At 54.9% G+C, this 25,682-nt stretch carries 24 protein-coding genes; 8 read left to right on the top strand and 16 right to left on the bottom strand.

From position 1 onward, the window contains the following. Positions 1-15: 15 nt before the first annotated feature. The 3 genes from PFY00_RS11935 to PFY00_RS11925 are packed head-to-tail and all read left to right on the top strand — an operon-like array spanning position 16 to position 2,533. Positions 16-747: a 5-oxoprolinase subunit B family protein gene (locus tag PFY00_RS11935; RefSeq protein WP_271432779.1), complete on the top strand. Its 732-nt coding sequence runs from the start codon at positions 16-18 to the stop codon at positions 745-747. Next, positions 744-1,754 carry a 5-oxoprolinase subunit C family protein gene (locus PFY00_RS11930; protein ID WP_271432778.1) on the top strand — a complete coding sequence of 337 codons (1,011 nt, stop codon included), beginning with the start codon at positions 744-746 and terminating at the stop codon, positions 1,752-1,754. The genes PFY00_RS11935 and PFY00_RS11930 overlap by 4 nt, the downstream gene beginning before the upstream one ends. Next, complete coding sequence (locus PFY00_RS11925) at positions 1,751-2,533, top strand: LamB/YcsF family protein (protein WP_271432777.1); 783 nt, start codon at positions 1,751-1,753, stop codon at positions 2,531-2,533. The genes PFY00_RS11930 and PFY00_RS11925 overlap by 4 nt, the downstream gene beginning before the upstream one ends. Positions 2,534-2,548: 15 nt before the next feature. On the opposite strand, the gene PFY00_RS11920 is transcribed toward PFY00_RS11925, so the two are convergent. Next, complete coding sequence (locus PFY00_RS11920) at positions 2,549-3,673, bottom strand: zinc ABC transporter substrate-binding protein (protein WP_271432776.1); 1,125 nt, start codon at positions 3,671-3,673, stop codon at positions 2,549-2,551. Between the two features lie 102 nt (positions 3,674-3,775). Between PFY00_RS11920 and PFY00_RS11915 the strand changes: the two genes are divergently transcribed. Genes PFY00_RS11915 through PFY00_RS11905 form a run of 3 tightly spaced genes read left to right on the top strand, consistent with a single transcriptional unit; the run spans position 3,776 to position 5,828 of the window. Next, a complete protein-coding gene (locus PFY00_RS11915) occupies positions 3,776-4,261 on the top strand; it encodes a helix-turn-helix domain-containing protein (protein ID WP_271432775.1) in 486 nt (161 codons plus the stop codon). Beyond that, positions 4,258-5,031, top strand: coding sequence for a metal ABC transporter ATP-binding protein (locus tag PFY00_RS11910; RefSeq protein WP_271432774.1), 774 nt, complete (start codon positions 4,258-4,260; stop codon positions 5,029-5,031). Before PFY00_RS11915 ends, PFY00_RS11910 begins: the two co-directional genes overlap by 4 nt. Beyond that, a complete protein-coding gene (locus PFY00_RS11905; protein WP_271432773.1) occupies positions 5,031-5,828 on the top strand; it encodes a metal ABC transporter permease in 798 nt (265 codons plus the stop codon). Before PFY00_RS11910 ends, PFY00_RS11905 begins: the two co-directional genes overlap by 1 nt. Here the strand turns inward: PFY00_RS11905 and PFY00_RS11900 are convergent. After that, the gene (locus PFY00_RS11900; RefSeq protein WP_271432772.1) at positions 5,825-6,622 is read right to left on the bottom strand and encodes a 2-keto-4-pentenoate hydratase; all 798 of its coding nucleotides are present in this window, start codon (positions 6,620-6,622) and stop codon (positions 5,825-5,827) included. The genes PFY00_RS11905 and PFY00_RS11900 overlap by 4 nt on opposite strands. Then, positions 6,619-7,410, bottom strand: coding sequence for a tryptophan synthase subunit alpha (gene trpA, locus PFY00_RS11895; protein ID WP_271432771.1), 792 nt, complete (start codon positions 7,408-7,410; stop codon positions 6,619-6,621). The genes PFY00_RS11900 and trpA overlap by 4 nt, the downstream gene beginning before the upstream one ends. Positions 7,411-7,660: 250 nt before the next feature. On the opposite strand from trpA, the gene ppk2 reads away from it, so the two are divergent. Further along, positions 7,661-8,611: a polyphosphate kinase 2 gene (ppk2, locus tag PFY00_RS11890; RefSeq protein ID WP_271432770.1), complete on the top strand. Its 951-nt coding sequence runs from the start codon at positions 7,661-7,663 to the stop codon at positions 8,609-8,611. Between the two features lie 312 nt (positions 8,612-8,923). Here ppk2 and PFY00_RS11885 read toward each other — a convergent pair whose 3' ends face one another. The 7 genes from PFY00_RS11885 to PFY00_RS11855 form a co-directional block, all read right to left on the bottom strand. Continuing rightward, positions 8,924-9,844, bottom strand: a complete 921-nt coding sequence (locus PFY00_RS11885) for a hypothetical protein (protein ID WP_271432769.1) — start codon at positions 9,842-9,844, stop codon at positions 8,924-8,926. A 94-nt stretch (positions 9,845-9,938) separates the two neighbouring features. Beyond that, positions 9,939-11,795: an ATP-dependent nuclease gene (locus tag PFY00_RS11880; RefSeq protein ID WP_271432768.1), complete on the bottom strand. Its 1,857-nt coding sequence runs from the start codon at positions 11,793-11,795 to the stop codon at positions 9,939-9,941. A gap of 5 nt (positions 11,796-11,800) precedes the next feature. Then, positions 11,801-13,582, bottom strand: a complete 1,782-nt coding sequence (locus PFY00_RS11875) for a restriction endonuclease subunit S (RefSeq protein ID WP_271432767.1) — start codon at positions 13,580-13,582, stop codon at positions 11,801-11,803. After that, entirely contained in the window at positions 13,579-15,057 is a 1,479-nt protein-coding gene (locus PFY00_RS11870; RefSeq protein WP_271432766.1) for a type I restriction-modification system subunit M, read from the bottom strand. Before PFY00_RS11870 ends, PFY00_RS11875 begins: the two co-directional genes overlap by 4 nt. Beyond that, positions 15,057-17,399, bottom strand: coding sequence for an EcoAI/FtnUII family type I restriction enzme subunit R (gene hsdR, locus PFY00_RS11865; protein WP_408648463.1), 2,343 nt, complete (start codon positions 17,397-17,399; stop codon positions 15,057-15,059). Before hsdR ends, PFY00_RS11870 begins: the two co-directional genes overlap by 1 nt. Positions 17,400-17,679: 280 nt before the next feature. Then, positions 17,680-18,366 carry a recombinase family protein gene (locus PFY00_RS11860; RefSeq protein ID WP_271432764.1) on the bottom strand — a complete coding sequence of 229 codons (687 nt, stop codon included), beginning with the start codon at positions 18,364-18,366 and terminating at the stop codon, positions 17,680-17,682. An 841-nt stretch (positions 18,367-19,207) separates the two neighbouring features. Beyond that, the gene (locus PFY00_RS11855; protein ID WP_271432763.1) at positions 19,208-22,489 is read right to left on the bottom strand and encodes a hypothetical protein; all 3,282 of its coding nucleotides are present in this window, start codon (positions 22,487-22,489) and stop codon (positions 19,208-19,210) included. Here PFY00_RS11855 and PFY00_RS11850 point away from each other — a divergent pair. Further along, complete coding sequence (locus tag PFY00_RS11850) at positions 22,454-22,915, top strand: hypothetical protein (protein WP_271432762.1); 462 nt, start codon at positions 22,454-22,456, stop codon at positions 22,913-22,915. The two genes, PFY00_RS11855 and PFY00_RS11850, sit on opposite strands and share 36 nt — an antisense overlap. 382 nt (positions 22,916-23,297) lie before the next feature. Here the strand turns inward: PFY00_RS11850 and PFY00_RS11845 are convergent, their stop codons facing one another. From PFY00_RS11845 to PFY00_RS11820, 6 genes are all read right to left on the bottom strand, one after another. Beyond that, the gene (locus tag PFY00_RS11845) at positions 23,298-23,609 is read right to left on the bottom strand and encodes a hypothetical protein (protein WP_271432761.1); all 312 of its coding nucleotides are present in this window, start codon (positions 23,607-23,609) and stop codon (positions 23,298-23,300) included. Next, on the bottom strand, positions 23,606-23,998 hold the full coding sequence (locus PFY00_RS11840; RefSeq protein WP_271432760.1) for a hypothetical protein: 393 nt from the start codon (positions 23,996-23,998) through the stop codon (positions 23,606-23,608). The genes PFY00_RS11845 and PFY00_RS11840 overlap by 4 nt, the downstream gene beginning before the upstream one ends. A gap of 183 nt (positions 23,999-24,181) precedes the next feature. Further along, positions 24,182-24,496: a hypothetical protein gene (locus PFY00_RS11835; protein ID WP_271432759.1), complete on the bottom strand. Its 315-nt coding sequence runs from the start codon at positions 24,494-24,496 to the stop codon at positions 24,182-24,184. Beyond that, the gene (locus tag PFY00_RS11830) at positions 24,493-24,708 is read right to left on the bottom strand and encodes a hypothetical protein (protein WP_271432758.1); all 216 of its coding nucleotides are present in this window, start codon (positions 24,706-24,708) and stop codon (positions 24,493-24,495) included. The genes PFY00_RS11835 and PFY00_RS11830 overlap by 4 nt, the downstream gene beginning before the upstream one ends. Before the next feature lie 262 nt (positions 24,709-24,970). Beyond that, positions 24,971-25,402, bottom strand: coding sequence for a hypothetical protein (locus PFY00_RS11825; RefSeq protein ID WP_271432757.1), 432 nt, complete (start codon positions 25,400-25,402; stop codon positions 24,971-24,973). Then, entirely contained in the window at positions 25,395-25,661 is a 267-nt protein-coding gene (locus tag PFY00_RS11820) for a hypothetical protein (RefSeq protein WP_271432756.1), read from the bottom strand. Before PFY00_RS11820 ends, PFY00_RS11825 begins: the two co-directional genes overlap by 8 nt. Positions 25,662-25,682 lie beyond the last annotated feature (21 nt).

Below are 25,682 nucleotides of genomic sequence, written 5' to 3'. Positions count from 1 at the left end.
TTGAACGGAAAAAGAATGCCTGACGGATTCCCCAGAATTGACAGCGTTGGTCTGGATGGCCTGCTGGTTCGATTTGGTGATCGGCTTGACGAAGCGGCCAACCGGGCGGCTTTGGCCTTTCGCGCGGCGCTGGAAAAGCAAACGCCGCAGGGCGTCGAGGAGTGCTCAACATCGCTGGTCTCTGCTTTTGTCCGATTTGATCCGGTTGCCGTTGCACCCGAAGCACTGACAACGGCGCTTTCGCAGCTTTTGAACACACGCGATTGGTATGCCGAACCCTTGCCCGATGGGCGATCCTTTATCACCATTCCAACGGTTTACGAGGAATCCTACGCGCCTCAACTGGGCGAAGTGGCCCAGCTGGCCGGGGTTTCAATCGATGAGGCGGTGACCTCGATTTCGAATTCGCGCGTGCGCGTGACGGCCATTGGTTTTGCGCCGGGGCAGCCCTATCTGGGTGCGCTTGATCCGCTATGGGACATCCCCAGACAATCCGCGTTGACGCCGCAGGTCCCGGCAGGGGCGCTGGTGCTTGCGATCCGGCAACTGGTGTTGTTCACCAACGCGGCGCCAACAGGATGGCGGCACGTTGGGCAAACGGCGGCGCCCTTGTTCAAGCTGGGCGCAGAGCGGCCATTTCTGCTGCGCCCCGGCGATGAGGTTCAGTTCGTCTCGGTCAGTGCTGAAACCTTTGAGGCCATGAAAGCCGCAGGTGATGGCGGTGTCGTTCGGGAAGCCCTGACATGACGCAGACGCTGCAAATCCTGAGCGCCGGGCCCGGTGTCACGGTCCAAGACAGCGGACGTTTCGGCTATCTGGGGCAGGGGTTGTCGCGTGGGGGGGCGTCGGATGTGCAGGCCCTGCACGAAGGCGCAGCGCTGTTGCGCCAACCGGTTGGTGCGGCTCTGGAAATGGCAGGCTTCGGTGGACGGTTTTCCTCGGACACGCCACTACGGATCGCACTGACGGGTGCGCCGATGCGGGCCACTTTGGATGGCGCGCCTTTGATCTGGAATGCCAGCCATCTGATGCCCGCCGGTTCAGTGTTGGATATCGGGGGCGCGACGCAGGGCTGCTATGGCTATCTCACGATTGGGGGTGGGCTGGATCTTCCGGTGGTTCTGGGCGCGCAAAGCACGCATCTGGTAGCCGGAATCGGCGCGCCGCTGGGTGCAGGGGATCAGCTGCCCATTGGTGCGGATCACGGCGATACAGTTGGGCATTGTCTTGACGTGACGCCGCGATGGGGCGGGGGCGTTTTGCGCATTCTGCCCAGCCTGCAGACCGAAGTTTTCCCAAAAGAACAAAGAGACCGGTTTGTCAGTTCGCGGTTCACCCGTGATACGCGGGGCAATCGCATGGGCATTCGGTTGGTTCCCGAAGGCGACGGATTCGGGCTCAGCATAGGCGGGTCGATCCTGTCCGAAATCATCGTGCCGGGGGATATCCAGATTCCCGGAGATGGCGCGCCTTACATCCTGATGAGCGAATGTCAGACCACTGGGGGCTACCCTAGGATCGGAACGGTTATTCCGGCAGACATGCCGCGCGTGGCGCAAACCGCCGCTGGCGCCGAGCTGCGCTTTGTCTTTGTGACGCGCCAAGAGGCGCTGGCCGCCGAAGAAGGCTATCGCAAACAGATTGCCGAGTTGCCGCGCAAAACCCGGCCGTTGGTCCGCGACCCTGCAGACATCGCTGACTTGCTGTCCTACACTTTGATCAGCGGCGTCATAACAGGAGAGGAAGAACCATGAGCATAGCGGTCGATCTGAATGCTGACATGGGCGAAAGCTTTGGTGACTGGGTTATGGGGCAGGACGACGCTCTGCTCGAAGTGGTCACATCGGCCAATGTCGCCTGCGGGTTTCATGCGGGCGATCCGGACGTGATGGCCAGCACCATGGCACTTGCGGTTCAGAACGGTGTGGGCATCGGCGCGCATCCCGGATTTGGTGATCTTCAGGGGTTTGGCCGCCGCCGCATGGATCTGCCGCATCGCGTGTTGGCGCACATGGTCCAGTACCAGCTGGGCGCTGCACAGGCGATGGCACGGGCCTCTGGCGGTCAGGTCCGACACCTCAAGCTGCATGGCGCTTTGTCGAACATGTGCTCTGAAGACGAAACACTGGCCCGCGTGTGTTACGAGGCCGCGCTGGCGGTTGATCCCGATATCATCATCATGGTTCTTGCTGCCACGGCGCAGCAACGCGTGGTCGAGACACTGGGCTGTCGTTGGGCCGGTGAGATTTTTGCAGATCGGGCCTACAATCCGGATGCGACGCTGGTATCGCGCGGTCTGCCCGGTGCGGTTATCCATGATCCGGCCTATGCCGCCGAGCGTATCCTCGGAATGGTTCAGGCGGGTGCGATCCTGCCTGAAAAGGGTGATCCGATCCCAGCTGCAATCGATACGATCTGCCTGCACGGCGATGGCGAGACCGCTTTGGAAATTGCGCGCACCGTTCGCAGCGTTCTGCAGGATGCGGGGGTGACGCTGCGCACTTTTGAAGGGCGCAGCGGCGTTTTTGGCTAATCTGAGGCCGTTCGCTTAGGCCTTGGCGCAATCCACGAGGGCCTGTGCCATTCCTCCCATCAGGGCTGCATACTGCCCTGATCCTTCCGGCAGGTCTGTGCCGGCGGGGTCCACTGCGATCGTCGGGACCGAACTATCCGCAACCGCTGCTACGAGATCTGTATCTGTTGAGGGATCCAGAATGATGCAGGCTGGTTTTTGTTCTTCGACGAGTTCCTTCAACTCTGCCAGACGGGCAGGGCCCGAGGCTTTGGCATCGCTGTCCGAAACGCTGCCCAAGACCTCGAGATCGAAAGCGGCTTCAAAGTACTGATATGCATCGTGGGCGACCAGAAGAGGTGCGCCCTCCAGTTCATTCAGTTGGGCCTCGATCGTGGTCCGAAGGGACATGATCTCAGATTTGGCCGATTCCGCGTTGGCCATGTAGGTGGTTGCGTTTTCAGGGTCGAGGTCGGACAGCGCCTTTGCAATTGCGTCTACCCAAACCGCCGCGTTTGCCGGGTCGAGCCAGAGATGAGGATCGACACCGTCATGGGCATGATCGTGTTCGTCATCGTGACCATGTTCATCAGCATGCTCTTCTTCGTGGTCATGCTCGTCTTTGTGCTCATCGGCATGGTCGTGTTCTTCGTCGTGTTCATGCTCGTCTTTGTGCTCATCGGCATGGTCGTGTTCTTCGTCGTGTTCATGCTCGTCTTTGTGCTCGTCAGCATGATCATGTTCTTCGTCGTGATCCTCTTTGTGCCCATGCTCATCCGCATGTTCATCATCATGATGATCCAAGCCGAAATCGTCTGCTTCGCGGTAGTTCAACCGGATTGTTCCATCCGTTTCGGACAGTGTGAGGCGCACAACATCCGGCGCAAGGGCATCAAAACTGCGCTCAAGGCCGGGAGACAGATCAGGGCCGATCCAAATGATCAGGTCAGCCTTTGCAATTTCCCGCGCTTGGCTGGGTTTAAGCGCAAGATCGTGAGTAGAGCCCGCTTGCGTCATCAAACGCGACGGGACTCCGAGATCGCCGGAAACCATGGCGGCAAGGCTTTGAACTGGCGCAATGTCTGTAATGATGGCCGGCGCATCGGCATGCGCGATGCTGGTGGAGCAAGTGATTCCAAGGAAAAGGGCAGTTTTCTTCACGGTTTAGCCTCACACTAGGGGGTGTTATGATATAACATTTCACACACTTGTACTGCGTTACATTATAACATATCAAGACCCAAACTGTACCGGAGTGGAAATTTGGATCCTGTCGGCTTTGAGTCTCATGACCACGATCACTGCATCAGCACGGCCCTGACCGTGGCCGAGGCCGAGTGCCGGGAAAAAGGGTTGCAGCTGACGCCGGTTCGCAAGCGCGTTCTTGAGCTTTTGTTGTCCAGACACAAAGCCATGGGGGCCTATGATGTGCTCGAGACCCTGCGCGAAGAGGGGCTTGGATCGCAGCCACCGGTGGCGTATCGGGCATTGGATTTTCTTGTCACGCATGGGTTTGCACATCGGATTGAGCGGCTGAATGCCTTCATCGCCTGCGCGCACCCGGGCGAAAGACATGCACCTTCCTTTCTGATTTGCCGTGGTTGCTCGGCCGTGGCCGAAGCGCCGGGCCGGCCAGCGGCGCGGGCTTTGCGCGGCGCGGCAGAAGACATGGGTTTTGTGCTGGAACGCGTTATGATTGAAGCCGAAGGCCTGTGCCCTGAATGCGCACACGAAGGGAGCGCAGCATGACTGCGCTGATCTCGGCCAGTGGTCTTTCGGTTGCGATGGGCGCGCGCCGTGTCCTGTCAGGCGTCAATTTTTCGATTGATCCGGGCGAAATTGTCACTGTCGTCGGCCCGAATGGTTCCGGCAAAAGCACTTTTCTGCGTGCCTTGATCGGGGCTTTGCCCGCAACGTCAGGACATGTGACCCGAAAGGCTGATCTGCGGTTGGGCTATGTTCCACAAAGCCTGTTTGTCGATCCCAGTTTACCGATCACCGTCGCACGGTTTTTGGACCTGCCGCGCCGACAGTCGGCGCAGGCGAAGCAAAGAGTGCTGCTTGAAGCGGGCGTCGAGGGCCTTGAGAAACGGCAGCTCGCGGATTTGTCCGGTGGCCAGAAGCAACGTGTTTTGCTGGCCCGCGCCTTGCTGGGTGATCCGGAGCTTTTGTTGCTGGACGAGCCGACGCAGGGGCTGGATCAACCGGGGTCCGCGGCCTTTTATCGCCAGATCGAAACCCTGCGGGATCAAAAGGGCTGTGCAATTTTGATGGTCAGTCATGAACTGCATGTGGTCATGAGTGCGTCTGACCGGGTCATCTGCATCAACGGGCACATCTGCTGTGAGGGCCATCCGGAGGTTGTGGCCCAAGCCGATGCATACCGGGCGCTGTTTGGCAGCGGAACGCGCGGGGCCTTGGCGCTTTACAGGCATGAACACAGCCATCATCACCACCATGACCATGACCATGACCATGACCATGACCATGAAAATGGACAGGAAAAAGAGGCTGTCTGATGCTGGATGATTTTCTTGTTCGGGCCGTTTTGGGCGCCGTTGGTGTTGCCTTGGCTGCTGCGCCTCTGGGTGGGTTCATCGTTTGGCGGCGCATGGCCTATTTCAGCGATGCAACAGCACATGCGGCGATCCTTGGCGTTGCGCTTGCCTTTGCCTTTTCCGCGTCGGTCTTTGCCGGAACGCTTGTTGTATCGCTGGCCATGGCGCTGCTTGTGGCGCGTTTGACGGGGCGTGGGCATGGATCTGACATGATCCTCGGTGTTGCCTCGCATTCCGCGCTGGCGATCGGTTTGGTTGCCGTCAGTTTCGTGCCGGGTGTCAGGCTGGATCTCGGATCCTTTTTGTTCGGTGACATCCTCGCCGTGACGCGAGGCGATCTGGCGTTGATCTGGGGGGGCGGGGCCGCAGTGGCCGCATTGATTGCTTGGCGTTGGCAGGCGCTGTTGACCTCGACGGTTTCACCCGATCTTGCCTATGCCAGCGGGATTGATCCCGAACGTGAAAAACAGGTGTTGATGCTGGCCATGGCCTTGGTCGTGGCTGTCGCGTTGAAAATCGTCGGGGCTTTGCTGATCGGATCCTTGTTGATCATACCAGCCGCCGCAGCGCGCCCGTTCTCCGGTACACCTGAACAGATGGTGGCTGGCACGGCTGTGCTCGGGGTGCTTTCTGCTTTGGGCGGTCTTTGGGGCGCTTGGGTGTTCGACACACCTGCTGGCCCCAGTATTGTTTGCGCTGCCGCCGCGCTCTTTGCGATCTCGCGCGTGTCAGAGGCGCTGCGCGGCGCGCGCGCCTAAACGATCCGGATGTCTTGCCCCGGCAGGGCCAGCCCGTCCAAACGGGTGCGCCAGCGTTGACCCGATGAAATCGGAACGGCGTCGGTCAAGGTTCCGGTCGTGACCACCTCACCTTGGGTCAGGCTGCTCGCTCCGGGCATGCGCGGGATTTCCGCAATCAGATGGGCAAGCGCGTGCAAGGGCCCCCCGAGCACGTCGGACGCGGCCCCGGTCAGAGTCTGATCCGGTCCTTCAAGCGTCAGAGAGAACTGTTCCAAGGCGGCAGGGGTGAAGTCCTTGGCTGGTACGCGCGGGCCCAGCCAAAGACTGCCATGCATGCCCTGCGCAGCTGCCGCATCGGGTGCGGTGAATGTCCAGCCGGGATAGATTGACGTTACGATTTCAAAGCCATGCGCGATCCAGTCGATGCAGTGCAGAAGCGCATGAGCAGACATGCCCGGTTCGGGGCTGCGTGCAATTCCGAAAACAATCTCGGGCTCAAGCCGCAGGTTTGGCAGGGCAGGCAACGCGACGCGTCTATCCTGAGGGATGTCGTGCAATGTGCTGTCCCAGACGTAGTTCCAAACCGGCGCATCCACATTGTAGATTGGCCAGATAGAGCGGTTGGTGAAGCCGATTTTGCGCCCGACGATCCGATCGCCGCGTGCAAGGCGTGCATCGGCGATGCGGCTGGCAACGGCATAGCCATCGTCCAAACCCATCTGTCCGCCGCTGTTGAGAGGCTGGCTTTCCGCGTTTCTATCGAAGCTGTCCAGAATACGCCGCGCGGCGTTGTTCTGGTCTTCGGGTGTCATGCGGAATGCGCGCCATCAGCGAGTGTTTTCACAAAGCTCAGCACTTCGTCGCCGCTCTTGCCTGAGGCCAGTTCAGCAACGATTGCACTGCCGACCACGCAGCCATCGGCGACACCGGCGATTTCCTCGGCCACGTCCGGGGTACGGATGCCAAAGCCGACAATGACGGGCAGATCGGTCTGGGCTTTGATGCGGGCCACTTCTGGGGCCACGTCGGCCGCCTGGGCCGCAGCAGCACCGGTGATGCCTGTGATCGACACGTAGTAGACAAAGCCCGATGTGTTTTGCAGTACCTTGGGCAGACGCTGATCATCCGTTGTTGGCGTCGCGAGACGGATGAAATTCAGCCCGGCGTTTTGAGCCGGAATGCACAGCTCTTCGTCTTCCTCGGGCGGTAGATCGACCACGATCAGACCGTCGATGCCCGCTTCCTTGGCGTCGATCAGGAACTGGTCTACGCCCCGGTTGTAGATCGGGTTGTAATACCCCATCAGAACGATCGGGGTTGTGTCGTCATCGGACCGGAACGCACGGACCATATCCAGCGTCTTTTCCAAGGTCATACCGTTTTCCAGCGCGCGCTGACCGGCCAATTGGATGGTCGATCCATCAGCCATGGGATCGGTAAAGGGCAGGCCGAGTTCGATGATGTCGACGCCGGCAGCTGGAAGGCCGCGCATGACGCTCAGCGCCGTTGCTTCGTCAGGGTCGCCGGCCATCATGTAGCTGACAAAGGCCTTTTTGCCTTCGGACTTGAGCCGTTCAAACGTTGCGTCGATGCGTGTCATGGCCTGTCCCTCTTGCCGTGTTGCCGAGCCGTGTTGCCGCAAGCGAACGGGAAAATCAATGGCGGATGAACTGGCATTTGTGTTTCCGCTGCTTCGAATGCGGCCGGAACGGCAATGAAAGCAGGCGGGCTTGCGTCATTGGCACTGGTTTTCAAAGGGCCGACTACAAAATGCCGCGCCATTTGACCCGTATCAAAGCGCCTGTGACGGCTGGCGGTTATTCTTGGGACAACAAAGGAAAGGGAACCGCATGACAGCCGCCACAACCGCATCGAAACAAACCAGCTCAAACAGCAATGTGCCCAAAGCGCCGCCGCCCATCGCCAGTGTTGAGGCCCCTGCCGCAGGGTCAGGGCCGGATGCGGCCCGGCGTGCATTTGAGACAGGGGAATACCCCTATTCTGAAAAACTGTCGCGGGGTGCCTATGAGGCGGAAAAGGCGGATTTGCAGGCCGAATTGCTCAAAGTGCAGCATTGGGCTCAGGAAACCGGGCAAAAGTTCGTACTGTTGTTCGAGGGTCGGGATGCTGCCGGGAAGGGCGGCACGATCAAAAGGTTCACCGAGCACCTGAACCCGCGACTTGCGCGCGTGGTTGCCTTGAACAAACCCACCGATGAAGAGCGCGGGCAATGGTACTACCAACGTTATCTGACGCATCTGCCAACATCGGGGGAAATGGTTCTCTATGACCGGTCCTGGTACAATCGGGCTGGTGTCGAACGTGTCATGGGGTTTTGCGAGCCAACGGAATACCTCGAATTCATGCGGCAGACCCCGGAACTGGAACGCATGCTCGTGCGTTCGGGTATACAGCTTTATAAATATTGGTTTTCCGTGACACAGGACGAACAACGCCGACGCTTCAAAAGCCGCGAAACGGATCCGCTCAAACAGTGGAAGCTGTCACCGATCGACAAGGCCAGCCTTGATAAATGGGACGACTACACCGAAGCCAAGGAGGCGATGTTCTTTTATACAGATACTGCTGATGCACCTTGGACCGTGATCAAGTCGAACGACAAGAAACGCGCGCGCCTGAATTGCATGAAACACTTTTTGTCGGCGCTTGATTATCCTGGAAAAGATCTGAACGTCGCGACCGCACCGGACCCGCTGATCGTGGGCGGCGCACGGCATGTGATTCACAAGGCCGATCACATTCTGGGCACAGCGTTGCATCCGGAAGCGCGAAAAACCTGACATTCGAATTGGCTCCGCCGCCGCGGCGTGACGCCAAGGGAGGGGGCAGGGCATTCGGTCGAGGAGGGCCGAATGCCCTGTTTTTAATTGAAAATTCACCCGCAGCCACCAGGCAACTGGCCCGCGATGTCAGTGTCTTTGATTTGGAGAGTGGAGATGGTGGGCGACCCTGGAATCAAGATTGATCTCAAATCTGAGGGTCCCATTCCTCTTTTGGAATCAAAGCACTACATGACGCTAAAATATCACCCATGAGTGCCCGGTACCGAAAATTGCGCTTTCGGTACCGAAAAACCAGAGAGAAATCCATGTCTACTCGTTCCGAACCAAAGCCATTAGGCGGCGGAATTCGCCGTCGTCAGAATCGCTCTTCCACATGTTGATGAACCGAGCCACAACCTGTAGATTTCCGGCCTCGTAGTGCCCGTCACTGTCTACTCGATCCAAAGAGGGGCGCAGTTGATCATCTGGCCCATCAGGCTGCAACGCGAGCCCTGTTATGGCGCAACGATGGTCGGTTTCGTCGAGTAGATCATTCAGGTGCGCAATCAGCGCTTCCTTGGATAATCGGAGTTCTTTGTTTTTGACGGTGCGGTCGACGGTTTGGCCATTCGATTGCTTCGCGGTCTGCTCTGCTTGATTTGCCATGGTCCACACAGCTTTGAACCAGTCATTCTTGTAATGCCCAGTGTTCTGCCGTTCCAACTTGCTCACCCACCAGAGTGCGTCCAGCGTCCACAAGTCAACTCCATGGTCCTTTGCAAGATGGACCAATACGGCATTGATCAATTCGTACTTCTCGCCTTCCGTTGCGCCGCGAGGGAAAGCAGGCCACACCCCTCGATCCCGCATTTCGGGCTCGCTGGTGCCGTTCCAAACACCATATCGATCTGGGTAAGCCACCAATAGGATGGGGGTCAGGGTCGCCCAGTTCACCCCGTCAATTTGCGCTGCCGCGGTGTCGAACCGCACCGACAACCGGTGCGACTCATCGATCAGCGTGGCGATGGCATCTCGCAGATTGTCCATGTCGTCTGCGGCGGGTCGCCCCAAGCGTTCAAGCCCTGACCAGTGGTGATTGTGTTTGAGGCTAAGGAAATCGAGATAGTCTTGCTCGGTCAAACGCGACGGATCACGGAAAAGCGGCCCAAATCGTTCCAAAACACCGTCTCGTTTGGCGACTGAATTTCGAATGTCTGGCAGGCTCAGAGCGTTGTCGATGTCAAAAAGCATGGATGTCAATTCTCGTCTAAAACTTTCTTGCAGGGTGCTCAGTCGGCGCTCGCTCGAAAGGTGGGCGCTTTCCTGCCGTTGGTCCCAACTACCACTATGCGGGGGCAGCAATCTCCGCTGTTACAACATTAAAGATGTGCCTAAAGATTTCAAATTTCTCTGGCGGGAACTGAGGAACCGTTTCGCTGGCGAAAGTCGTCTTACTTCCCCTAAATTTGATCACTGGGCCGCGCCCGACAATGTCGCTAGAAGAGAAATGGTCGCCTAAGTTATCGGCATCGCAGAAAAGGTGCTCGATTGATAGGCACGCCCTTTCGGTGCCTATGGGGTTGCCGTCCCCATCCAGTGCGAGCCTCTTAAGCGCATCGTGTTCTGGCACTGGCAACAGCATCGCGTAATGCGAGGTATGAGCAAGCTTCTTTGCCGTGCAGCGGTGAGGGTCGTCTTGGACTATGCTATCGGCGGTAAGGCGATACCAGTCAGCGTACGCTTCATCAAAGTCGAACAAGGCGAACATCTTTCGGTCTCCATAGCGATTGGAAAGCTCGCCGCTTGCAAATAGTGTCCGTAGAAAGGCTCTGCCGAATGTTGGAACAATGTCAATTCCGGGTCGCTCGTCAGGATAAAGCTTACGAATTGCTTCATCCAAAATTCGTTTGTCTGATGGGCCCTCCGTAAACAGAATTGCCCCAGTCGTGTTTTCGACAGTCTCGTAAATTCCAAGACTTGCTTCCGTCTCGCTTAATGTGATCAGGCCTGCCGAAAGAGTTTCTACTACACTTGCTTTGGGCTTCGACGTCACTCCAACCCCGTTTTCACCTATCTCAAATATCTGAATCTCTGGCTTCTCAGACTTTGTGATGGTTGAAGCGCTATGGCTGCTTAAAAGCACGTGATTTGTTTGTGCCGCTTCGGTTCCGGCGATGTCGACAACCTGCTTTAAGAACTCAAATTGCCATTCAGGATGCAGGAAAGAGTCTGGCTCGTCCAAAAGTGTTACGCAGTTTCGATCCTTAAACAGCTCGGAGATTGCAAAAATGTATATGGATTGGAATTGCCCATCACTGAAATCTTTGACGAGTATGGGTTGCCCGTTGTCTAACCCAATGGGAATAGACAACGATTTAAACATCCCAAGAGTTTTTAGGTTGTCGAGGCTTCGAAACAAATCGGAAGCGGTGGTATTTTCGAACTCTTTCGCAAACAAATCCCGGTTGATTGGGATGGAGTAGAGGTTTTGCTCAGGATTGAATATCGAGTCACGACTAAAACCGCCTCGCACGCAATTCAGTAGACGCTCGACAAATGCCAGTGAAATGCCTTGCGAGCCCCATAGGAAAGACTGGGTATCACCGACTTCTACCGTTTGGTGGCGAAAACGGGGTGGGGTAAGGGTCAGTGTGGCAGTCTCGGACGTGGCATCAATACCTAGCTTTGTGCAAACATACTGCCGGGCGGCGCAATCATCTGACTGCATTAGAAGAATCGAAAGAAGCATCTCCTTGTATTCAGAGCCAATGCTGATGAACTTTCGAGCCTCGTCGCCGGTCCATTTCTTGTTTCTCCGCGCATAGCTTTTGGCATAGGCCCTGACAGTTTTGTCAATGGTGTCGCTGTGACCCGAATAGTAGATGATGAGATTGTCAGGCACCGGGACAGAGCCAATGGTTGCCCGCTGTCTACCGTTGACGACCATTTGACCGTTTTCGTAGTGAATTCTGACTTCTTGCCCAGTGATTTCGTAGACCAAATCGAAGCTAAAACCGATTTGGCTTCGGCGCTTTACGGAAGAAAATACAAAGTGGAATACTTCGACCAATGCTTCAAAAAAGTTCGACTTTCCGGTGCCGTTTTTTCCGACGAAAATGTCTAGGAAACTTTCTCCATCGAACGACAAGGAGAAATTTTGGAGATTCTTGTAGTTGCTGATCCAAATGGACTTTAATCGCATGATGCTTAATGTACTTTTCCAGTAAGAGTGTCAGCCAAAGTGGCAATGGATTCATTTTTATCCACAATCTTCTTCAACAATTTATCGCAATACTCAAAGAGCGAGTCGATTTGATAAATGACCTCCTTTTGCTCTTCCCGTGGAGGAATGGGGAATGCTATGGAGGCTAGTTCTGTAGAGTTAACGTTTTTCAGGCCCACGCCGTGGCGTATTGGGAGTTCAATTTGATCACGCACGAAGCGGGATTGGCTTACATACCAAATATAGCGTGGGTCTACGAAGGCCGGGTCGATCCGCACACGGACCAAGTAGCCCGCGAAGGCGTATTCACGATCAAGCTCTGGAACCCAAGCAAACCTTCCAACAATTTCCAAACTGCCGTTTGAGCGAATAATCAAAAGGTCGTTTTGGCGAAGCGCAAGGTCCGAAAGTTCCTTTTCTTCCAGCGGTCCGAATTTCATATCCTCAAGAGTGACTTGCCCGCCGGACACATTTGGAATTCTTAAAACTGGCGTCTGACTGTCGTCACGGCCACATTTTTTTGAAGTGCCGTACCGAAGGTCGAATGACAAGCTACCTAAGTTCGACCATGCCCAGCTCGGCGGAATTGGAAACGGGGGCTCCACTTCTCGAATTTTTGACATGATTGTACGGTGCCTAGAATTCGCCGTTTGCATGTTGCTCTGAAAAAGCTGTTCCAAAAGAACCGATGCAGGTTCATCAGGCGAATATCGCTTGGTCAATAGCCCCCGGATGGCCAAGCTGAGAACCGCATCGCGTAGACATTCCACGCTCTCTTCAGTCGTGAAGAGCGTATCGAAATTGGTTTCGATGCGGTTCCAGTTTTCGGTGAGCTCTTCGGGGGATTGGCTGTTGGTGAGGGTGGCGAGGCAGGTTTCTACCAGCGTTTGATGCGCCTTGAGGCTGTCCTCGGTCTGCGCCTCCAGCGCATCACAAAGCGTCATCAGCTCTTCGACCTTGGCCACAATGCGGTGTTGTTCAGCCATCGGAGGGAATGGAACGGGAAGAGCTAAAACTGTACTGACGTTCAATTCAACTTGCTTTGTCGTGCCAGACACCAACGCGTCTTCGTGTGTGGGCTCAATTCGATTTTGAATTCCAGACGATGACAAGTAGATTTCCAAGAAACGGGGGCAATCTGACAGCATGCGAATGACAGTCACATGGGAGTCTGCAACCAAACGATCATCGGTTTCTAGGGGCAAAGTAACGACGCGACCGACGGTCCCGGTTCCTGTGGAGTTCCAAAGAACATCCCCATCCCGTAGAAAGCGTTCTTGGCCATAGCCCTCAATGCTGTCTTCGCGAATGAACCTTGCTTTATCTAGGTCAAACCCGTTCCATTGGACGCACTTTTGCGAAATGACCCTGACTGCACCACTGTCAGCATATTTGGGGCCTTTCCCACGTTGGATGTATTCCGAAACATCTTGAAGCCGCGCCCAACTCCACCCATGCGGGATCGGGAATGGAAAATCGCCCTCATGCAACTCGTCGAGCTTCTTTGCCGTCTTGGCAAGCTTCTGCTTGACGAGTTCCTCTCTTTTTCGGGCCAGTTTCGCAACAGCCCCGCTGCCATCTCCTTCATTCTGATATTGGGGAACAAGCTTCCCCCTTACCGCCAACTCCAAAATCAAGCTTCGGAGCTTTTGAATCCCGTAAAGGCCAGTTTTCTTGCTGTTTCCACGACCAGAGCTGGGCTTTGCTTCAGTTGCGGTCGTCCAGATATCTAAGTGATCGGTGATCAGTGTATTCACATTGGTCACGGGCGGTCCCCGCTCAATGCATCAGACAGGATGACCTTTAGCTGATCACGCAATGTTTGGATGTCGTTTTGTGCTATGCCGTAGTTGACCAGCAATTGGTCAGGATCGTGAGAAACTTGCTCATCTTCATGCGGGTTCTTCAGATCGAAGTTATAGTTGTTTGCAGCGAGTTCATCGGCGCTAACGCGCCATGCTTGCGGCGTCTCAACACGAGTTTTGAATCCGTCTGCTTCGTCCCCCCACCAGTCAATCTCGGGTTTGAACTCGTCAAACTCCATCGGCTTGGTTTTGTTGTAGGCTTTCACACCATTGGGGAGCGGGTGTTCATAGAACCAAACATCCTTTGTTGGCTCACCCTTGGTGAAGAACAGGATGTTGGTTTTGATCCCTGTGTAGGGCGCAAAAACGGTGTTGGGCAGTCTGACGATGGTGTGCAGGTTGCACTCTTTCAAAAGCTTTTCTTTGAGGGTTTTCTTGACGCCCTCACCAAACAAGAAGCCGTCAGGCAGAACCACGGCAGCGCGCCCATGTTTGCGTAACCGTCGGATGATGACTGCTATGAAAAGGTCAGCGGTTTCGCGCGTTTTCAAGTCCGCCGGAAAATTGGTCTCGATCCCATCTTCTTCGATACCGCCAAAGGGTGGGTTCGTTATGATAACATCGACGTGGTCTTTTTCGGTATAGTCTTTGTAGGGATAGCTGAGCGTATTATCGAGGTTGATATGGCGAGGCGTGTCGATCCCGTGAAGGATCATGTTGGTTGTGCACAGCATGAAGGGCAGTGGCTTTTTCTCAACGCCCCGGATCGTGCGGGCAAGCTCTTCGTTGTTCCGGCTAGTCTTGATGTAGTTGTCCCGTTTGTGATCAATCGCACATGTCAAAAAGCCGCCTGTACCGCAGGCAGGGTCAAAGACGACTTCGTCGAGCTTGGGGTCAACGCGGTTGACGATGAATTTTGTGACGGCACGGGGGGTGTAAAATTCACCTGAGTTCCCCGCGCTTTGCAGGTCCTTCAAAATCTGTTCATAGATTCCGCCAAACGTGTGCCAGTCACCAGAATTGTTGAAATCGATTTCGTTGATCTTGTTGATGACCTGACGCATCAACGTACCGCGCTTCATGAAGTTGTTCGCGTCAGCGAAGATGCGTTGAATGACTTGTGCCTGCTCTCGACGAGGGCTTTTTAGGAGTTCCTGAGACTGGAGCGCCGGGAATAGTTTTGATTGAACGAACTCCATAAGCTCGTCACCGGTCATTCCTTCGCGGTCACCGGCCCAGTTACGCCAACGCAATTTTTCGGGAAGCGGCGATTGATAGTCGTCTTCAATCAGCTCAAGTTCAGCTTCGCGGTCGTCAAGGATCTTTAGGAAGAACATCCAGACCATCTGTTCGATCCGCTGCGCATCGCCGTTGATGCCAACGTCCTTACGCATGATGTCTTGGATCGCTTTGATGATGCTTGAGATGTTTCCCATTAGCTGCCTGCCTGTCGGTATAGTTCTTGTTCTAGGTCCTTGAGGGCTTCCTCATATCCCGCTTTGCCGCCAAAGACATCCTTTATGATTTCGACTGGCGTCCCAATCCTGTCGAACGGACGCATTCGAAGGACACGTGCATCCTCAATGGCTTGGATGCCCTCATCGGCATATTTTTCAAGGAGCGCATCAAGCACTTGGCGAGCCTGATCGCCGTACTTGGTAAAGTAATTGCGCTTTTTGACATTGTTGGCGCGCTCTGACCTTGTCAAAGGCGGTTGATCAAAGGCCACATGAAGAACCAGATCGAAATCGCCGAAATCCTTGCCGACCTCTTGAGCAAGATTTTCGAGCAAAACACCATGCTCTTCCAGTTCTGCAATGATGGCTGCTTTCTTGTCTGCGCTGTTCCAGCGCTGGATGAAGTCATCCAATGACGTGAATTCGGAGCGAACCTGTTTACGGGCGAAATCACGATAGGATTCTGTGATCAGCTCGCCATCCGGTCCCATGAAACTGACCCGTTCGGCTAGAATGCTGACTTCGACACCGCTGACCCGGATTTTCGTCGTCCCGGTCGTTGAGATTTCCTCATCGTCGCTGTCGTCGTCGCTGGTTGGGTCAGGAGGTTCCGGCGGATCGGTGTCGTCGGGCTCATAAATCACAACGGGTTCACCATCGAAATCCGGGTCATTGAACAACTCGGTAGCCTTCTTGAAATCCATGATGGTGAAGTAGAACTTCCCGTGCTCTTCATCGACGCGCGTACCGCGCCCTATGATCTGCTTGAAGGTCGTCATCGATGTTACCGACTTGTCGAGCACGATGAGTTTACAAGTTTTGGCGTCGACACCCGTGGTGAGCATCTCCGAAGTAGTCGCTATCACAGGGAATTTGCTCTCAGGGTCGATGAAGTTGTCGAGCTCGGCTTTGCCCTCGTTGCTGTCTCCTGTGATACGCATGACGTATTTCGGATTGTCGATTGCAATCTGTCCTGCTGCATTGACGATTGCCTTTCGCATTCGCTCGGCGTGGTCGATGTCCTCACAAAAAATGATGGTTTTTCCGAATGGGTCGGTTGCGTTTAGGAGTTTGACAACGCGTTCGGCAACAAGCTTTGTGCGCTTATTAAGGACCAATATTCGGTCCATATCCTTTTGATTATACGTGCGTTCCTCAATTTGGTTCCCCAAATCATCAATAGCCCCGGCAGGAGGAGTCCAGCCTTCAATATCTTTGTCGATATCGATTCTGACTACTTTGTAAGGGGCGAGAAAGCCATCCTCGATGCCTTGTTTCAGGCTGTAGGTGTAGACTGGATCGCCAAAATAGGAACTACTTGAAACGTACTTCGTCTCTTTGGGAGTTGCCGTTAATCCGATTTGAATTGCAGAACCAAAGTACTCTAATATTTCCTTCCAAGCAGCATCATCTGCGGCGCTTCCCCTGTGACATTCGTCGATTACGATTAGGTCGAAGAAATCTGGAGAAACAGACTTGAAGGCTTTGTCTGCCTCATCGGGGCCGGTTAGAGCTTGATACAAGCCGAGATGGATTTCGTAAGAGGGGTCGACAGTTCGATTTTTAATCTTGGTCATGACAGAGCCAAAAGGCTTGAAGTCATTGACCAACGTTTGATCAATGAGAATATTTCTATCGGCAAGAAACAGAATGCGCTTCGCCGCGCCAGCCTGCCAAAGTCTCCAGATAATTTGGAACGTTGTGTACGTTTTACCCGTGCCAGTTGCCATCACAAGCAAGGCACGGTCTTGTCCTTTGGAAATTGCCTCCAGCGTTCGATTGATCGCCTCGGCCTGATAGTATCGCGGTTCCTTACCGGAGCCATCATCATGATAAGGTTGGAGAAGTAGATCATCACGAGTGTTCTCTATACCTCGAAATGCTCTGTATCTTTCCCAGAGGTCTTCAGGCGTTGGAAACGAACCAATCGGAATAGTCTGCTCTATTGGCTCGCCTTCGTTCGGAAATTTGTTGTGGCTTTCAAACGCGTCGCCGTTGGAGCTAAATGCAGACGGAACTTTTAGGATTTCGGCATAGCCCAAAGCCTGCTGCATGCCATGTCCAACGGTATGGTTGTTGTCTTTCGCTTCTACAATCGCGACAGGCAGAGAAGGCTTCCAAGATAATACATAGTCAGCGAATTTTTTCTTTTTCTTGTTCCTTGAGGAAAGGTTGCCGCGAACAATGATTGGACCCGGTGTTAATGTTACTTCGCGCCTGATCTGTGTGAATGGGTCCCATCCAGAACTCTTTAGAGCGGGGGTAATGAACAGGTCGCAGATATCAGATTCGCTTAGCTGCTTTTTTTCTTTGTCACTCAGCAATCGGAATCCCCTTGGAAAGCGGCTAATGTGTTGCGGGATTTTTGCCTAACCCGTAGCTTTTTCGCCCGTCACGTCAAATACTCCTCCATCTTAAGGTAACATACCGAAATTTCTAGCTGATTTCTGTATGCAGTTACTTGGCCTTTCTTGGCCGGGAGGGGATACCCCCCTTTGGGTCCCTTGGAGTTCAGTCCCGACCGCGAATGCCATTCGCTTGCGCTGAAATCGAGCGGATTGTGCATCTTCCAAGGTGGGGGCGCAACTACTGATACGATCTTCAACATTTGTTCTGCTCACCTCGACGGGAGAGCGCATTCTTCACCGCGACGTGTGAGACTACAAAGCCGAACTCGTTCTTGACGGTTTCCGCTATCCCGCGAAGGCTGGACCCCTTTGCTTTGAGGCTAACCATGCGGTCAATGGCTCGTTGTTCTGCCTCTACAGGCTCTAACATTGCCCCGCGACCCTCGCCTAGCTTTCGGAAGCCGAAGGGCGCAGTGCCGCCAATATGGCCTCCTTTGGCTTTCTTAGCGGCACGGCCTTCGTCCATACGCTCGCGGATCAGATCGCGTTCGAATTCTGCGACCATGGACAGAATACCCATCATCAGCTTGGAAGTTCCACTCGCCGTGACTGGATCTGCCCCGAAAGCGACGACGATCAGATCGATACCGCTTTCCTGCCATTCCTTGACGGTCGTCAGAGCATCGGCTGCTGATCTGAAAAGCCGGTCGATCTTGCTGCAAACCACGGTGTCACCCGATTGTAAGAGAGCGACCAGTTCTCCGCCTGCTGGGCGCTCGGACAGCGGGACAGAGCCGGAGATGCCTGCGTCCGTGAAGATGTGGTCCACGGACAGACCCGCGACTGTGGCGATTGCCTCGATTTTCCGCTCTTGTTCATCAAGCGACGTACCTTCTGCCTGATCCAAGGTGGACACTCTGGTCAGTCCATATACAGCCATTTTCGCCTCCATTTGTAAGTCTCTATATGATCACATGGCTTACATGATTCGTTAAGCCCTTTTACGAGCCTTACAGAAGGATATCAAAATTAAATTCCTTGACAGCAGAATAAGTTAGACATGATGATTCGGGTCAGGCTTGCTGACCTAAAGGCGATCTAGCACGCATTAGCGCGCGCCGCTTATCCCCTATGATACTACCAGAATTCTCACCGGAAAATGAGTATCGCTTGGCTCGCCAGAAAGTCGGGTCGTGTCAAAATAAAAATGGGGACACGTCAAAAAAGCAAAATGACCATCCGTCAAATCACAAAAACCGCGCGAAACACAAAATTTCCCAGATTCTGATAACAGGAAGATATTATTGCGCGACGCGCGAGCGCCCGGCGGAGTGTGATTTCTATCAATCACGTGGATTGGCGTAATAATGCGGGCTATTCACGGCAAGGGCCACGATAGCCCAAAGATTGTTGGCGTTTCGTTGCCTTAGCGGCGAGCAAATTGAACGGCGCGGCGGGGATTGTCTTGCCGGTTGGTGGTGTTTGCTTTCGGCGATGGTGTTAACGCACGGCGGGTACACAGCCTCTTATCCGTTTGCGGTGATTACTGGGGTTGCGGGGGTTGTTCGGCCCAACCGCCATGCATTCGCGTGTGTGTGTCGGACGACTCTCTCGGGTGTGTGCACACACACATTGATTTCTATACCTTGGGCACCTCTTAAACCCCAGCAACCCCAGCAAAAATCCCTAATCACCTGTAATCGTTTACGAAAACCTTGCTGGGGTTCGCTCCAAACCCCAGCAAAACCCCAGCAACTCCCGCTGACGCGGGGTGCATTCGCTTATCCCACCTTTTTCTTGGTCATTTCAAAGAAGGTGGTCCCGCTGCTTGAGTCCTTACCGTTCATAAAGTGGAGGTCCCACGCCACAAATGATCCGTTTCCATCCGGCTTGTGCACGGTGTGCGGGCGGCGTGCGATATCTTTGAACTTGCGCCCGATCATGGTTGGGTTGGTGTACCTCTGCGCTTCCTTGTTAAGTGGACAGCCGGGGATCAAAATGGGATCGCCACCGGTCGCGTCGCAACCAGTATTCGCGATACGCATCAGTGACTCAAAAACACCTTCGTCGCTTCCGGCTTTAAATTTGGTTCCGTCCGGATATGTTGAAAGCTCAACCATAAAGACATTCAGCATGTCAGTTTCAAAGTCGCCAGCTTGTTCCTCCAAATCTTTGCGGTTGGCGAGGAAACCCTTGAGGCCAGCATCCCGAAGGATGCCACCCATGATGCGGGACCACTTCTCGTAGCTGTTCAGGATAACGCGCTTGTCGCCCTTCATGCCCTTGGCGACCCAGTTCTGAATCAACGTCAGGCAGGCCCAGACCAGTTCACCGCGATTTCCTGCGATGTATTCCATGATGTCATCGTGACGCCAGCCAGAACGTTCTCCCGGTTTTGCCACCTTGGCATCCAGATCGACCATAACCAACCGGCGGATCAGTTCTTGGGACATGCGGACGTTGTTACCGCACAGCACCCACACAGCGCGTACCTCAGCCTCAGCCATTTGAGACTTACCGAGGATACGTCCCCGGACCTTTGGTGCGGTCAGGGCGGAAGCGAACGTACCGCTATTCACATCCTTGTCGATATTGTCAAAGTACACGACGTTTGCGCCGTCGGCGATCAGGGTCAGAAGTGTTTTCTGCATTTCTTCGTTGTTCGGCGGAATAGGTTGTGCCGGGGTGGCCTCGCCATGTGCGATGGTCGAACAGACGTCGGTCAACAGCGACGCACCAGTGCCGGGCGTTGGCTTCGTCAGGAGGTGCCCCGGCGTCGGGCCGTCAATCAGTTCGCGGCAGAACATCAGCAGCAGCATCGACATGAGATTTGTAACAGCGGGGATGCCTTCTGGGTCTTTCGGATCGAGTGCCTTGGCGACGATCTCGTCGCGCTGCATCCCGCCCAACGGGAAGTCTGCGAACACTTCTTCCACAAGCAGGCGCTTTGCTTCGGAGACTTCTTCATCCGTCGGTACGTCACTGACTTGTGGGATATCCAAGTTGCCATTGTTCCAGTAGAACAGGCCACTTTCGTGGTATCCCGGAGTCGAGATAAGAGACCCATCCCGTGCAAACGTCGGCGTCGTCACCAAACCGCGAAGTTTAGGGTAAATAGTGTGCGCAGATGAATAAAGCTGCGAAACTACGTCCTTGGGTGCGGCAACTTCTTTACGACACTCGACGTCACCCATGGTGGACACATGCTGCCACTTGGTGAAGTGGTTCAACTCCGCTGAGAATTGCTTTTCCGTCAACATACGGATGCGAGGGATACACTCAGCATTCTCGTCGATCCGGGCAACTTCGTCGATGTAGTGGAACAGGCGTGGACGCTTGGCATTTGCGTCTTGAATACGCTTCTCGCCCCAACCGACCATGTCTCCAAAGTCCCATTGATTAACAACTGGTACGGTATCGTTATCGCCACCTTCCTCTTCGTCCCGTTCCCGCCGACGGAGAGCGATCTCTGCCCGAACGTCACGCCACATCTTATCAACTTCCTTCGGTGTGAACACCGTCACCCCCTTGCTGCGCGCGGTGGTGCCAAGCGCCTGCGTGATGCGCTTACAGGTCGCGGAATCCCGCCCCAGTTTTACCTGTTTTTTGAGGAACTTTTTCAGGTCTTCGGTTGAGGAATTTTCGTTGATACCCGCCTCCGAAATCAATTCGGCGACTTCGTCTTTTGTAAGGCTGATGGGCTGGGGTTCTTCTTCTGGCTCCAAGTCTTCATCCGGCAACGGAATGTTCCATTCGTCATCAGTCAGAACGTCTTCCGGGAACCATCCTTCATCGACCATTTCTTTGACGAAATGCAGCTTGTCGCGGCCTTTACACGCATCGTGTTGGCAGAACACAGTCCAGAACCCTGACTCACATTCATCGGGATTCCGGGCCATGGTGGCGGTACCACCTTCGGAAGAGTGTTCATGCTCGAACGGACATTCGAGGTGGACAGTCCCAGCCTTCTCACCGCCCGCCACGCGAACCTTGTCAGCGCAGTATGTTTCGATCACATCTGCCGCCATCCAGCGTTCTTTGTGCTTGGTATGCCAACGATTGAGGTTGAACCCGCTATCCGTGATGAACCGCTCGCGCTTACCTGTTTCAATATCTCCGCCAACTGTCGCGAACGGGTCACCCGGATCACGTTCTTTGACATACCGCGCCTTGCTGTACGGCTCGATTTCTTCAAACCGAAGCGGACGGCCCATGACTACAGCCGCGTACCATTCCGATCCTGCCTTATGGCGCGGCGTGAAGAACAAACGATTCACATCGGTTGATGTGGCGTCGAAAGACACGTCCAGCAGGTTGACGGCAACACCGGTCACGGCGTCCGCCCAGACGTCTTTCCACTGATTCACAGTCGCGCCCAGATCAGCCAGTTCAACAGGCTCCCACAGGGGAAGGATCACCCGGAACTTGTCGAGCGGGCGCGTCTTGAGGATCGTACGCAATCCGTCAGGAGTTTGCTTGCGAAGATCAATAATCTCGATGGATTGGATGAAATCTTCGTCGTAGCGATCCTTGTGGTGCTCACGCATGTAGATTTGGATTTGAGCCCGGTTCGGGCTTTCGTCCAGCTTGAGCTTGCGGATGATGTCGTCGTGCTTCAACACAAGTTCTGTGGTCTTGTTACGGAACGATGTGTACAGGATAGCGAACAGATTTTTTTCTTTCAGCTTGTTCTTCACTGCTTCCAGTTCTGCGCCGCTGTCGATATCGAGTCCGACTGCATACATCGTCTTGATTGCGCCATCCTTGCGGGCACCGTCGATGGCATCTGCCAGAACCAGCGAAGAGCCTTCTTTGGCCTTGGCTTCCGGGTGACGGGTCAAACCCCATTTTTCTGATACGGTCTTGCCGTTCAGTTTCTCGCCCTTTTCAGCGCCGATGAGCCACGCCAGCAGCGGCATTTCAACCCGTGCCCACTTGCCGTCTTGTGTGTTGCGGTTGTCGCGCTGTCCCCAGAGTTGTCCCTGCATGAAGACGAACGGCTTCTGCAACAGCGCCTGCATGTCCGGGTGATCCACACCCAGAAGCTCAGCGTCATTCATCATCTGGGGTTCATCCCCGACGGCGCGGGCTACCAGTTCATGCAGATAGTGCAGTTCGCCTTCCTGTTCTTCGATTTCCCAGCCTGTACCGACTGGAATCGCCTGTGCGAATTCCTCGGGCACATCCGAATAGGACACCGGCTCTTCGAGAACGTAGACGCCGAAAGCTTTGTCACCGTTGCGGGCTACCAGCGTGGCCATTTCAAGAGGCAGTTCGTCGGACCCGACGGCGTAGCATTTGCCGTCCAGAACCATATCCAACTGAGGGTCCGACATATCCAACGGTGCGGGATCATCAATTTCCCGTTCCGCAACGTCGTTAAAGACGACAACGCCTTCGGTAGTTTCGAAGATAACATGGGCGATTTCTTTGATCCCAGCACCGTTCAGCAGGGCGTCCACTACCACCCCACCCGCGTCAGCGGGTGAGCAACTCGCATTCAAATTTGTCACTTAATCTGGTCTCCATAGGTGCCGTGTAGCCTTGCAACACAACGTGTCTTCGGCTAATCTGGCGTTACATCAAGTTTTAGACCCGCCTCGTTTGGTTCTTCACCAAACATGCCGCGCCAACGGCAGGCGGGTCGATTTCGTTTTACAGCCGCAGCAATTTCGAATCAATGGATGTCGGCCGGACAAGAAACCGCGCCCGCTCCGAGATCAATGAATTGGCACATGTCAATATAATTTCGCGCGCAGCTAAAAATTCCGACTTGCACATTTTGTGACCACTTCTGATGCGATGCCTAAATATTGATTAATGAAACATACATCACATGATTGTGAGGTGTGTTTCATATCTCGTTTTCGGCTAAAACTGCAACCAGCCATCATTTACGCCCACTTGCCGCAGGCCTGATGTGACTTCACTACCCGTCATTGGGGGCGACCGATCCAGCGCCCATTCCAATACGTCATCCACGCTAAACATGCGCCCTGATGCTTCCCAATGAGCAATCAAAGCCGCGCGCAGATCGTCTTCATTCGTACACTCGACCCGAAGCCCAGCCGCCCTGCTAATCACGGTCGCGGGCAAATGGACGCAGTCCACGTCCAGCCCAGACCCGCTGTAGAAAGTGCCAAGCGGGCCAAGGTGAAAGGTAGAGTGTTTCGGGCGACTCATTCAGAGTTCCATTGTTCGAGAAGAGTTGCGGGCAGTTTGACTGGCATAGTTGGTTCGCGGTCTGGCGCATCGGTCCAGCGGACTTTACGACCTTGCGCGCTACGCGCGCGGATACCACACAGGCGGAGTGCCCAGTTCACGTCTTCCACACCGTGCAAAGCGCGAAGATCGTCGGCATCAACGTCCGCATACTGAACGTCTGCATAGTGAACCTTGGCAAAGATGTGCGCATCAATCGCACGCGCCAGTTCAAAGACTTCGCCGGGATTTTCAGCATATGCGCATGTCTCGGCGAATGCGGCTGCCATATCATCTTGCCCGTCCGGCATAGCTTCAAGCACTGCCAGATGAATACGAGCGCGCGTAGCGCGGTTCATGAAGAGGTTCATGTCATTGTTCCATTCGTTGTGTCCTCTTTGTCGGGTGAGAGGGATTGGGTGAAGTTGGGCCGGAATGACCCGTCGGGTTCGTTGTTGCTGCGACCGGAGCGAGCCCGGCACGCCGGAGAAAACGTGCCGGGCGGCTCAACGTCTGCCCACGTGTGGCAAACCTCACACGCGGCGCTGGGCAGGCTATTTGATACCCCCGCAACGTGGACAAAAGCCGTTCTGGTTGGCACGGAAAAGCAACTGAGCGGTCAGCAACAAATCTGGGTCATGATCGGGAACCCCGCCGTTCATTTTGTCTTCTGTGTCGGGCAGAACGTCTACGTACAAACGTGCAAGTTTCGAAAGGGCGGCACTGCAAACATCTGCCTCCTTACCCAGTGCGCGTAGAATTGGTTCGACCTGTTTGCCCCGTGCACTGTCAAGCCGCGCTGAAAGATCCGCGATCTGTGCCTTCGATTGTCGAACAACATAGATCAGGGACTCGGCGGTGCCAGTCATTGCAGGCACTCACATGGACGCAGACGAGCGATGTATTCCGCAACGGGGATCGTGGGGCCATCGTCTGCCGTTTTCGGGACACGGTTTTCGACGCGGTGGGCCCGCCCGGCGTGTGTCACAACACAGCGGCGTAGGTTTTGAGCGGTCGCAGCACTTCCGGCGCGCTGGGCGGCGGTGGCTGCACGCATAAGCGTCTGAGTGGTGTCCTTCATGATACTCGACAGGGACTCCGCTGTGATTGGTTCCGGCCTGTCCTCAGAAGCTGTTTCTGCGATCTGCCGTGCTTTCAGGTAGGCGATGCGGTCGGCACAACGTTTGGCCATCCGCGATGCTTGTACACGCGCAGAAGCGGTCGGTGCTGGCTTCGGGATTCCTTCTGCTGACTCACACCATGCCGACAAGTAGGTTTCTCCAAAGGAGACCAGATTTGCGAACCGCTCGTCACGCTCGCGAGGCATCGGCTGCGCAGCGGTGTCAGGCACGGTTCAGGCCCTCTTCGACGAATGTGTCGCGGCGCTGTTGCAGTTCCCCGGCCCGTTCGAGCCGAAGCGCTTCGCCCGTGTTGAGGGATGCATAAAAATCCTGTTCAAGCTTGGCGCGCAGTTCGGCAGAGGCGAAAGCGATGTTGCGTTGCGCGACCTCAGAACCCGTGACCAGATCGGACACGAGCGCAGAAATTGCCTTTTCATCATCGGCCCGGATTTCGAGGTCACTTCCACTAACGACATGATGAAACACGCGCGGGTCGGAAAGAAGTTCGTCGTTCAGAATGTGCCGCACAGTGATTGGTTTCAACTGCGGATAGCGTTTTGCAAGGGCAACCTCTGCACGAACGCGAATAGCATTCAGGCGTTCCCGTTCGGCGTGGTGGAGGCTATCCAGTGTGATGCGAGGATGGTCAGACATGTTGGGATTCCGTGTTCCGTTGTTTGAGGTCGATTTGGGCAAGGTCGCGCTCCATCCCACGGGTGAAGAAAGGTTGCTGCCGCAGTACCGGCAGAAGCACCCGCAAGGTCCAATAACGGCGTCCATTGCCGCCCTTCGGTCCACGGGCTTGAATGAAGTTGTTCGATAGCGCGGGATCAGTCAGAAGGTTGCGCATGGCGTAGCCAGTCAGGCTACAGACATGCTGAATATCCCGCGCACAGATCGTGTGATCTTTCATGTGCAGCGTCTCAAATTTTGG

This window comes from Thalassococcus lentus, from assembly GCF_028023555.1.
Lineage (GTDB): Bacteria > Pseudomonadota > Alphaproteobacteria > Rhodobacterales > Rhodobacteraceae > Thalassococcus_A > Thalassococcus_A lentus.
Note: the sequence above shows the minus strand (reverse complement) of the source record. Positions and strands in the feature narration are given on the sequence as shown.

What these genes read in the sequence shown, in the direction of transcription:
- PFY00_RS11855 (WP_271432763.1), bottom strand. Translation starts at nt 22,489, where the DNA reads ATGATGAATGACGCTGAGCTTCTGGGTGTGGATCACCCGGACATGCAG.
- PFY00_RS11935 (WP_271432779.1), top strand. Translation starts at nt 16, where the DNA reads ATGCCTGACGGATTCCCCAGAATTGACAGCGTTGGTCTGGATGGCCTG.
- trpA (WP_271432771.1), bottom strand. Translation starts at nt 7,410, where the DNA reads ATGACACGCATCGACGCAACGTTTGAACGGCTCAAGTCCGAAGGCAAA.
- ppk2 (WP_271432770.1), top strand. Translation starts at nt 7,661, where the DNA reads ATGACAGCCGCCACAACCGCATCGAAACAAACCAGCTCAAACAGCAAT.
- PFY00_RS11900 (WP_271432772.1), bottom strand. Translation starts at nt 6,622, where the DNA reads ATGACACCCGAAGACCAGAACAACGCCGCGCGGCGTATTCTGGACAGC.
- PFY00_RS11905 (WP_271432773.1), top strand. Translation starts at nt 5,031, where the DNA reads ATGCTGGATGATTTTCTTGTTCGGGCCGTTTTGGGCGCCGTTGGTGTT.
- PFY00_RS11910 (WP_271432774.1), top strand. Translation starts at nt 4,258, where the DNA reads ATGACTGCGCTGATCTCGGCCAGTGGTCTTTCGGTTGCGATGGGCGCG.
- PFY00_RS11860 (WP_271432764.1), bottom strand. Translation starts at nt 18,366, where the DNA reads ATGGCTGTATATGGACTGACCAGAGTGTCCACCTTGGATCAGGCAGAA.
- PFY00_RS11830 (WP_271432758.1), bottom strand. Translation starts at nt 24,708, where the DNA reads ATGAAGGACACCACTCAGACGCTTATGCGTGCAGCCACCGCCGCCCAG.
- PFY00_RS11820 (WP_271432756.1), bottom strand. Translation starts at nt 25,661, where the DNA reads ATGAAAGATCACACGATCTGTGCGCGGGATATTCAGCATGTCTGTAGC.
- PFY00_RS11880 (WP_271432768.1), bottom strand. Translation starts at nt 11,795, where the DNA reads ATGCGATTAAAGTCCATTTGGATCAGCAACTACAAGAATCTCCAAAAT.
- PFY00_RS11925 (WP_271432777.1), top strand. Translation starts at nt 1,751, where the DNA reads ATGAGCATAGCGGTCGATCTGAATGCTGACATGGGCGAAAGCTTTGGT.
- PFY00_RS11885 (WP_271432769.1), bottom strand. Translation starts at nt 9,844, where the DNA reads ATGCTTTTTGACATCGACAACGCTCTGAGCCTGCCAGACATTCGAAAT.
- PFY00_RS11845 (WP_271432761.1), bottom strand. Translation starts at nt 23,609, where the DNA reads ATGAGTCGCCCGAAACACTCTACCTTTCACCTTGGCCCGCTTGGCACT.
- PFY00_RS11825 (WP_271432757.1), bottom strand. Translation starts at nt 25,402, where the DNA reads ATGTCTGACCATCCTCGCATCACACTGGATAGCCTCCACCACGCCGAA.
- PFY00_RS11840 (WP_271432760.1), bottom strand. Translation starts at nt 23,998, where the DNA reads ATGAACCTCTTCATGAACCGCGCTACGCGCGCTCGTATTCATCTGGCA.
- PFY00_RS11870 (WP_271432766.1), bottom strand. Translation starts at nt 15,057, where the DNA reads ATGGGAAACATCTCAAGCATCATCAAAGCGATCCAAGACATCATGCGT.
- PFY00_RS11930 (WP_271432778.1), top strand. Translation starts at nt 744, where the DNA reads ATGACGCAGACGCTGCAAATCCTGAGCGCCGGGCCCGGTGTCACGGTC.
- PFY00_RS11835 (WP_271432759.1), bottom strand. Translation starts at nt 24,496, where the DNA reads ATGACTGGCACCGCCGAGTCCCTGATCTATGTTGTTCGACAATCGAAG.